6 protein-coding genes and 2 pseudogenes are annotated in these 8,873 nt (G+C 30.4%); 7 read left to right on the top strand and 1 reads right to left on the bottom strand.

Annotation, left to right across the window (positions count from 1 at the left end):
• Window positions 1–88: 88 nt before the first annotated feature.
• The 7 genes and pseudogenes from QOS07_RS08905 to QOS07_RS08875 form a co-directional block, all read left to right on the top strand.
• Window positions 89–862, top strand: a pseudogene (locus QOS07_RS08905) (glycosyltransferase); the annotation flags it as partial.
• A gap of 131 nt (window positions 863–993) precedes the next feature.
• Complete coding sequence (locus tag QOS07_RS08900; RefSeq protein WP_283588598.1) at window positions 994–2,073, top strand: glycosyltransferase; 1,080 nt, start codon at window positions 994–996, stop codon at window positions 2,071–2,073.
• An 11-nt stretch (window positions 2,074–2,084) separates the two neighbouring features.
• The gene (locus QOS07_RS08895) at window positions 2,085–3,176 is read left to right on the top strand and encodes an EpsG family protein (RefSeq protein WP_283588597.1); all 1,092 of its coding nucleotides are present in this window, start codon (window positions 2,085–2,087) and stop codon (window positions 3,174–3,176) included.
• A 29-nt stretch (window positions 3,177–3,205) separates the two neighbouring features.
• Window positions 3,206–4,465, top strand: coding sequence for a flippase (locus QOS07_RS08890; RefSeq protein WP_283588596.1), 1,260 nt, complete (start codon window positions 3,206–3,208; stop codon window positions 4,463–4,465).
• The gene (locus tag QOS07_RS08885) at window positions 4,458–5,477 is read left to right on the top strand and encodes a glycosyltransferase family A protein (RefSeq protein WP_283588595.1); all 1,020 of its coding nucleotides are present in this window, start codon (window positions 4,458–4,460) and stop codon (window positions 5,475–5,477) included. Before QOS07_RS08890 ends, QOS07_RS08885 begins: the two co-directional genes overlap by 8 nt.
• The gene (locus QOS07_RS08880; RefSeq protein WP_283588594.1) at window positions 5,464–6,468 is read left to right on the top strand and encodes a glycosyltransferase family 2 protein; all 1,005 of its coding nucleotides are present in this window, start codon (window positions 5,464–5,466) and stop codon (window positions 6,466–6,468) included. Before QOS07_RS08885 ends, QOS07_RS08880 begins: the two co-directional genes overlap by 14 nt.
• A gap of 257 nt (window positions 6,469–6,725) precedes the next feature.
• The gene (locus QOS07_RS08875; RefSeq protein WP_283588593.1) at window positions 6,726–7,781 is read left to right on the top strand and encodes an AbiH family protein; all 1,056 of its coding nucleotides are present in this window, start codon (window positions 6,726–6,728) and stop codon (window positions 7,779–7,781) included.
• A 127-nt stretch (window positions 7,782–7,908) separates the two neighbouring features.
• Here the strand turns inward: QOS07_RS08875 and QOS07_RS08870 are convergent.
• Window positions 7,909–8,795, bottom strand: a pseudogene (locus QOS07_RS08870) (ISL3 family transposase); the annotation flags it as partial.
• Between the last annotated feature and the right edge of the window lie 78 nt (window positions 8,796–8,873).

The following is an 8,873-nucleotide window of genomic DNA, read 5'->3' as shown; positions in this document are numbered from 1 at the left end:
TCGAAAAGTGTTAAATTATGAAACCCCATATGAGGTATTTTTTGAGAAACCGTTGCACTTGGTTTGACAATTCGTCAGAAAAGAAAAGCCTGAGTATTTTAATGAGGCTCTTCTTAGTTTAGAAAAACAAACTATTTTACCTGAAGAGATTATAGTTGTTGAAGACGGAAAATTGACGCCTAAACTAGAAAAAGTACTTAAGAAACATGAAAATAAGAATATTGTTAAATATAAAATTGTTAAATTATCAAAGAATTTAGGCTTGGCTTCTGCCCTTAATTTTGGTACCCAATTTGTAAAGACAGAATGGATTGCTAGAATGGATTCAGATGATTATAGCGTTCCAAATAGATTTGAGAAACAATTGAGGATTATAAAGGATAATCCGGATATAGTAGTTGTTGGTGGGCAAGTTAAAGAATTTTCAGAAAATATAACTAATATAGTTGGATATAGAAAAGTTCCGACTGAGATGAATTTAATTCAGACTTTTATAAAGTGGAGAAATCCATTTAATCACCCTACTGTAATGATAAATAAAAAAGTATTAGAAAAAGTTGGAGGTTACAAAAAATTCGGGAACTTAGAAGATTATTATTTATGGTCTAGATTAGTTGCAAATAACTATGAGGTATGTAATATTCCTGATTATCTTACATTAATGAGAGTGGATGAGGGGATGTATACAAGACGAGGAAAAATAAAAAATATCAAGTATTTTTATAAATTGAGGTCTTTTCTGAGAAGACAAGGTATTATAAATCGTCAGGAGGAGTATGTAGGCGATGCATTAATGACTATTAATATTATTATACCTACTAAATTGAGAAAAATCATTTATCAAAAGTTACTTCATGCTTAATAAGCATTTCTTAAGAAAGTCTGTGTTCAATTTTTGTATTAAGGGTTATTGTGATACCGAAAATTATTCATTATGCTTGGGTTGATCTAAAACACTGAAGGAAAAATCATTATAATTGTGAGGTGAAATTTATGAAAAGGGTACTTCAACTTCCTGGATCTATAGAAAAAAGGAATGGAAGAATGTCTGTCATAATGAATGTATATAGAAAAATTGATCGTTCAAAAGTACAATTTGATTTTGCATGTACTGATTATGGCAATGATAATTATTATAGGGAAATTGTCGAATTAGGAGGCAAAGTATTTCTAATTAAAAAAGAGAGCATATATAATATTCGTAAATTAATAAGTGAATTATTATCAACAAATAAATATTCTTTTCTACATTATCATGCTATCTCTAAATGGGGAATAGGATTATCCATTGCTCATAAATATAATGTAAAAGTGATAGTTGAAAGTCATTCTGCAGGGCTAAGTGATACTTTTATTAAAAGTGTCAGAAATAGAATCTTTTCACTAAATATTTTTAAATATTCAAACATTAGAATTGCTATTTCAGAAAAAGCTGGGAAGGAACTTTTTCTAGGAAGCAAATTTGATGTAATACCTAACACAATAAATGCATCAAATTTTAAATTTGATAAAGATTCAAGAAATATAATACGAAAGAAATTAGGCATAAGTGAAAATGAATTGCTAATTGGTTGTGTTGGAAGAATTGCACCAGTTAAGAATCAGGAATTCTCTATTAGAGTATTAAATCAGCTAGATGAAAACTACAAACTTGTTTTTGTAGGTGGTGAAGGAAGTAACTTAGATAGGTTAAAAAAACTAAAATTGATTATTGAAAACTATGGTTTAGAAAATCGTATCATATTTACTGGTGAAGTTCAGAACGTTGCGGATTATTATTCAGCATTTGATGTTTTTTGGCTACCTTCTTTATTCGAAGGCTTACCCACAGTAGCTTTGGAAGCCACGGCTAATGGATTATCTTGTATTTTGAGCAATAAGATTACGAAAGAAGTCCAAGTTTCAGATTTTATTCATTATTTGCCAATTACGGAAAGTTCATTAGGTGGTTGGTCTGATTTAACAAAAAATATTGTAGGTGTAAGAGATCCTGATTCTTTAGAAAAAATAATCAAAAGTGAATTTAATTTTAAGAGAGTTTTGAAGAAATGGAATAATTTATATAATATTTGAATGAGGTAGCAATGCTTGTATATTATCTGATTTTTTTAGTGAATTTTATTACTTATCCCATTTATTGTTATCAGAAAAAAATTTATTTAGCCATAAATAGTATCGTTTTGTGGATTGTAATGGGCTTTAGGGGTTACACTGTTGGTGCTGATACAAGTTCCTATGTTCAACTATATCAATCTATTCAAAATATTTATTTGCCTTTAAATTTAGTTAATTGGATATATCCTGCTAACGGTGCAAGATATGAAAACGGGTTTGTATTGCTGAATAAATTATTATATTCGGTTAATTCAAATCCTAGGTTTTTGTTAGTTATAACTTCTGGTATAATGTTGCTTTGCTTTGTGTTATTTTTAATTGAATTAAAAATAAATTATTTTGTAGGGATTATTGCTTTTGAAACTTTGGGATTCTTTTCTTTTTACATGAGTGGTATGAGACAGGCTCTAGCTTGCAGCTTTTGTATGGTTGCTTTCGTGTATGCAGTAAAAAGAAAGCCAATTAAGTTCTTTTTGTTTAATTATTTAGCTATTTCAATGCATATAACTGCAATTTTATTTATAATGGTATACTTTTTAAATTATCTAGGAAAGAGTCGGAAAATTAATGTAGCAATTTTTTGCCTTTTTGGATTCGCCATGTATGAGTTTGATAATATTTACTCAAGTATATCTTCAATTAGTAATGAAGCAAATACTTATTCTACACTTATACAAAACAATGGTACGACTGGTTTTCTTAATATAATAGTATCTATATTAATTTCGTGTGGCTTTTTATTGCTATGTAGGAGTTTTGAAAAGAAATCATATTTTCTCAATAATGAAAATAAAAGAATCCTTTATTTGTCACAATATAGTACGATTATTTCCATTGGTTTTTACTTTTTAGCTCTATTGTTTTCGCAAATTTCTCGAATTTCTTTATATTTCTTAATAGGTTATTTTCCTATTGCCTCTTTTGTTTTTTATAGCAGGGATGGTAAAGTTAAAACTTTGTTTATGAAAATTGGGCTTGTGTTTTTTATGATTTCTTATTTTGTAATAGTACAAATCATAAGGCCTGAGTGGACCAGTATCGTTCCATATGTATGGATGTAAAAATGAGGTAAAAAGCAAGGAGATTAGTATTGCAGTTTCTTAAGAAATTATTATCAAATAGTGTTGTGAAAAATGGAATCTGGATGTACATGCTTCAGTTTTTTAATATGATAATTCCTTTAATGACCTTACCATACGTTACACGTATTCTAGGTACTGAACAGTATGGTGTATTTTCATCAGCATTTAATATAGTTGGTTATCTTCAAGTAGTTGTTGAATATGGCTTTAGTATGTCGGCTTCTAGGGAAGTTGCTTTAGATAAATCAAAAGAAAATTTGGATAATATTTTTTCTGAAATAGTAATTGTGAGAGGAATTTTATTTTTAGGCTGTATAATTGGGTTATTACTATTTATAGGATTTTATAATATGAGTAAATTGCAAATATGTAGTTATTTTCTTTTAGCAATTTCTTTATTAGGTATTATTTTTCAAGTAGATTGGCTCTTTCAGGGATTACAGGATATGAAGTATATTGCAATTACGAATGTAATTGCAAGAACATTAAGTACAATTTTAATTTTTTTGTTTGTCAAGAATAATGACGGTGTACTATTATATTGTTTATTTTATGCATCTTCTCCTATAATAAGTAACATTATAGGTTTAATCATTATTAAAACAAAGTATGACATAAAATTTGTAAAGGTTCATTTTAATAACTTGTTGAGAGAAATAAAAAAGGGTTGGTATATTTTTACAACGCAGTTTACTAGTAGGGTTTTTGGGTCTGTTGGTACCACCTTTTTGGTTTTCTTTAGTACTTCGTCAACTGTGGGAATCTTTTCAGCAATTCAGAAGATACCGAACGTAGTTTTAATGCTATGGTTACCAATTAGTCAAATAATTTATCCAGTTGTAAGTAAAAAAATAAATAAATCGATGGAACAAGGACTTAAATTTGTTTTAAATTTGCGAAAAAAACTTTTAATTTTTTTCGGAGTAATTATATCCTTAATGATTCCGCTTTCAAAAACGATAGTTTTAATGGCTTTTGGAAATGAGTATGTAAGTAGTTATTATTGGTTAATCCCATTACTGCTATGGTCCTTTGTATCTATTGATAATGGATTATTGGGAGTCCAAATATTACTAGGAAGTGGACATGATAAGCAATACAGTCGCTGCTTTCTAATTAGTGTTATAGTTACTATTATTTCAAATGGCTATTTTATTTATTTATGGGGAGGATTTGGCGCCAGTCTAGCACCACTATTATCTGAGAGTGTTTTGGATGTTTTATTGCTTAAAGAAGTTAAAAAGTTAATGAGGAAGAGTTATGAATAACAATATATTGTTAAGCATTGTAATTCCAATGTATAACAGTGAAAATTATATAGTAGATTTACTGAAGAGTATCTCAAAAAATTATGGCAATGTAAAATCAGTAGAAGTTATTATTATTGATGATGGTTCTAAAGATCGTTCAGTTATAGTTGCTTCTGATTCTCTTAAAGAATTAGGACTTAATGGGCAAGTTATTACGGCAAAACATGAAGGTGCTGGTTCAGCTAGAAATATTGGTATCAAAGAGTCGCAAGGAAAATATATACTTTTCTGTGATTCTGATGATATGTTAGTGGAGAATATTATTGACATCGTTAAAATAGCTATAAGAGAAGAAATTGACGTCATCTCTATGGAAGAAAATGTATCGGTAAAACATGATAATAAAATCTTTTATAAAAAGAACGATAATTTAAAAATTGCTTTTTCAATGTTTGGCGGAAGAAAATTTGGTATTTCTGCCAAAGAGTATGGTGCTGGACCAGTAAGAAAATTATTCCGAAGAAAATTATTAGTAGATAATAATATCCATTTTCCTATAGGAATTCGTTGGTGGGAGGATGGACTATTTAATTTGAAAGTTTTATGTTATTCAAATAAAATACAATTACTTAAAAAAAATATGTATTTTATTAGAAGAAATGCTAATTCGACAAGCCATAATGTAGATGAAGAAATTATCGGTACAGTCAATAATTTCTTGAGATTATTAAGAGAAACGCTAAAAGATGTACCTAGCGAATATTGTGTAGATATATACAATCAGGCAAGGGCCTTTTTATTGTGGGAGGTTTTTGGAAGATTCTTTATTTTTAATAATAATAAATATTATTACAATCAATTAAAGTATTATAAAAACTTACGTGGCTTGGAAAAGTATGCCATTAACCTTCAGTCATGGTTGCTTATTATTAGCTTAAATCATTTTGGCTTTAAATTTACTGTCGAATGGTATAAAAATGCAAAATTGATAAAAAATAGGATTAAGAGGAACCATTATGACCTTAAATAAAAATAAATTATCAGTAATTATTCCTGTCTATAATGTATCAAACTATTTAAATGAGTGTTTAGATTCATTAATTTTGTTCAATAATGATAAAGCAGAAATAATACTTATTGATGATGGCTCAACAGATAATAGTGGTCAAATTTGTGATGATTATGCTAATAAGACAGATAATATTAAGGTTATACATAAAAAAAATGGTGGGCTATCTTCGGCAAGAAACGTTGGTATTGAAAAAGCAACAGGAGAATGGATCACCTTTATTGATAGTGACGATTTAGTTGTCCCAAATTATTTAAATATACTGTTAAAATCAATCGATAATAGCAATTCAGATTTGATTTTTTTTAAGCAAAAGAGTTTTTATGGTAGTAATATCGAATCAAATTTCACTAGTTTCGAAAAGAAAAAAATTCATGATATTCTTAAGGAAAAAGCTCTGTATTATCTAACTAATTTGGAATATGGAAATTTTGCCTTTACAAAGATTTATAAGCAAAAATTATTCAAGAAGATACGATTCCCTGAGGGAAAATCCTATGAAGATATTGCAATAGCATATAAAATAGTAGATAAGGCTAATACTTTTCAGTGTTATGATGACTACTTGTATTATTACAGACAGAGAAATGATAGCGTTAGTCATTCTCAAAAGAAAAATCCTGAAACATATATTGATGCAATTTGCTTTGCATATTATTTCTCTCAGTATTTAAGTGGACAGAAATCAAGCAATAAATATATTAAGCTTGCTGTAAGAGCAAATAACTACTTTTTGTATAGTCAATATCTTGACTTTGTGTATGTTTTTCGAAATGATTTTTATTTAAAGGATTATTATAAAAAAATTATATTTATGAATGAAATGTATCCTCATATTAAAACAGAAGGATTAAAAGTTACGGTAAGTACAAATATATATAGGAAATCACCTGATTTATTTTATATTTTTTACGGAGTATTTAAGAGACTGAAAAAGTCCTTGTGTAAGTGACTCTTCGTCAAGAAGTACTGATAGGAAAAATTAGATAAGGTTTTAAGCGGCTCGTATCTGGTATTGTACGACGAGCCATTTTTCGCTTTCTTGTTTTAAATTTAAACAAAATAAGCACTGATGTTAAATCCATCAGTACTTAAAATTATAGAGCTATGATAAATTCATACTGTGGGCTTTTTGAGTATGTATATGTATGTGTTACTATTACTCATTAATATTGGTTAGATTTAAGAAAACTGGGGGGGTTAAATAAATTGATATTGTTTATTATTGGTAATGGCTTTGATAGGGCGCATAATCTTCCTACTGATTATCGGAAAAACTTAATACCAATTTTAGCTAAGGATAATGAGAATGAATTCGATTTTATAAATAAGATCTTTTTCAATAATGATGAAGAATTGTGGAGTGACTTTGAAAATAACATAGGTAATTTAAAGAATGATGAACCCATTATAAAGAGAACCAGAGAAGAAATTGATGATTTCTTTGCGAATAATTCGGACCCATCTGCATATTCTTATAGCCCTGAAGATGAAAATTATGGTGATCAGTATACAGAAGTAGAAAATGCAACTTATGAAGCTGAAAGTAACAAGGTAGACTACGGGGAGATAGAGTTCAGCAATTTAAAATCCTTTGTAGATCGCGGAATGTTGAAAATGGTTATAGAGGCGAATAATGAAATCTTGAAGCGAAATAAATTAAAACTGAAGGATTTCAATTCAGCTAACCTATATTTAACATTTAATTACACGGAGACATTGGAAAAACTTTATAGAATCCCCTCATCAAGGATTTTCCATATTCATGGAAAAATAGGTGAGGAAATGGTTTATGGCAACGACTTGAATAATATTACTATACTGGATAGAGAAGATATATCTCTTGATTTGGATAATAATTATTTAGAGATTGAAGAGAATGATACCAATTATCCTTCTAATTTAAATGATTTTGTCCATGCAGTGACCTATTCTGATGATGAAAGGAGAAGTATTGAATTAGATCTTGTTTCAAAAGTAAATGAAGAATCAAGTACTTTTGAAAAAGAATTAAGATTAGAGGATCTATCTGACTGGATTAATCCCTATGTCGAGGAAATACAAGAGGTTCGAGTATTAGGACATTCTTTGGGTTATGTGGATAGGGAATACTTTTCATGGCTGAATAGAATACTAAATAATCCAGAATGGAACATATCATATTATCATTGTAAAGACACTGATCCAGTAGTACAGAATGGAGAATTCTTAAGGTCTCAAAATAGTGATGTTCACTTCAAGCGGTTTGCAGAATTCTGTATGTAAATAGTTCAATAAGACTAAAGTAAGCAGTCAATAACAACACGTCTAGTCGAACCGGCCGGAGCCTCCTATACTGAGATTATTAAAGGCTCTTCGTCAAGAAGTACTGATAGAAAAATTAAATAGTTTTTCAAGCAGCTTGTGTCTGGAATTTGGCACGGGCTGTTCTTTTATTCTTCCAATTGATGGCAAAGTATGAGTTAGGGAGGGCGAGCAGGATGCGAGCCCGAAAATTAAAGAAGTTACGGAAGCCATAAGCTGTGCGTTTGATGACCTTGATTATTGTTAGTTCCTTCAACGGGGCCATTCGTATAGTCACCATACTTAAAGCTAGTGATAATCTCGTCATGATGACTGCGGAGGGTCCGTTGAACTTTTTGAAGTGATTGAGGAAGCTGAGTCCATTTGATTGCGAGTAATTGATTGAGTTCAGCCTTACTACGATGGTTAACCGCAAGAATAAGGCCCTGGTAATAACGATAAGCCTGTTTAAGCCAGTAAGCGATGAATAACTTCGACGTCGGTCAACTGGGCATAGCCAAAATTACGTCGTGACAGAATAATATCAAGGGTCCGATGATTTTCAATATCCATCAGGATCATACTCATTCCACTGGGCGCAAAGCGGCCCGATTTAAAATCATCAAAGGCAATGTGACGGGGTAACCAGTGATAGTTTGGCTTAAAGAATTGATCCAGGTTACAGATAACCCGCCTAACCGTCCAATCAGAGATCCCTAGTTCTTTGGCAATATCAATTTGGGATTCATTAGTGGTTAATTGCATCATCACTCGTTGCTTAATTGCTTGACTGATGTGTTGGCGATACCTAATGCCCTTGACCTTGGCCACCTCAGTAATCGTTGATGGACAGTCTGATGATGGTTTACAAAGATACTTTTGTTTGCGAATTGACCAAATAGTCGGTTGGTAGTGAAGGCTTGGCCCCAGCACGTTGACTGTCTTGAAGCCATTCTTAAGCATTAATTGGCCGCAACGCGGGCAGTGTAAAGGATAATGTCAAGGGCGGTTTTGAATTGTCGTTTTATGGCGGTTTAAAAATGTATGATTCGGGCGGTTTAAGAATTGACCGAT

This window comes from Limosilactobacillus viscerum, assembly GCF_947387525.1.
GTDB classification, from domain to species: Bacteria; Bacillota; Bacilli; order Lactobacillales; family Lactobacillaceae; genus Limosilactobacillus; species Limosilactobacillus viscerum.
This window is presented reverse-complemented; position numbering and strand designations above follow the sequence as displayed.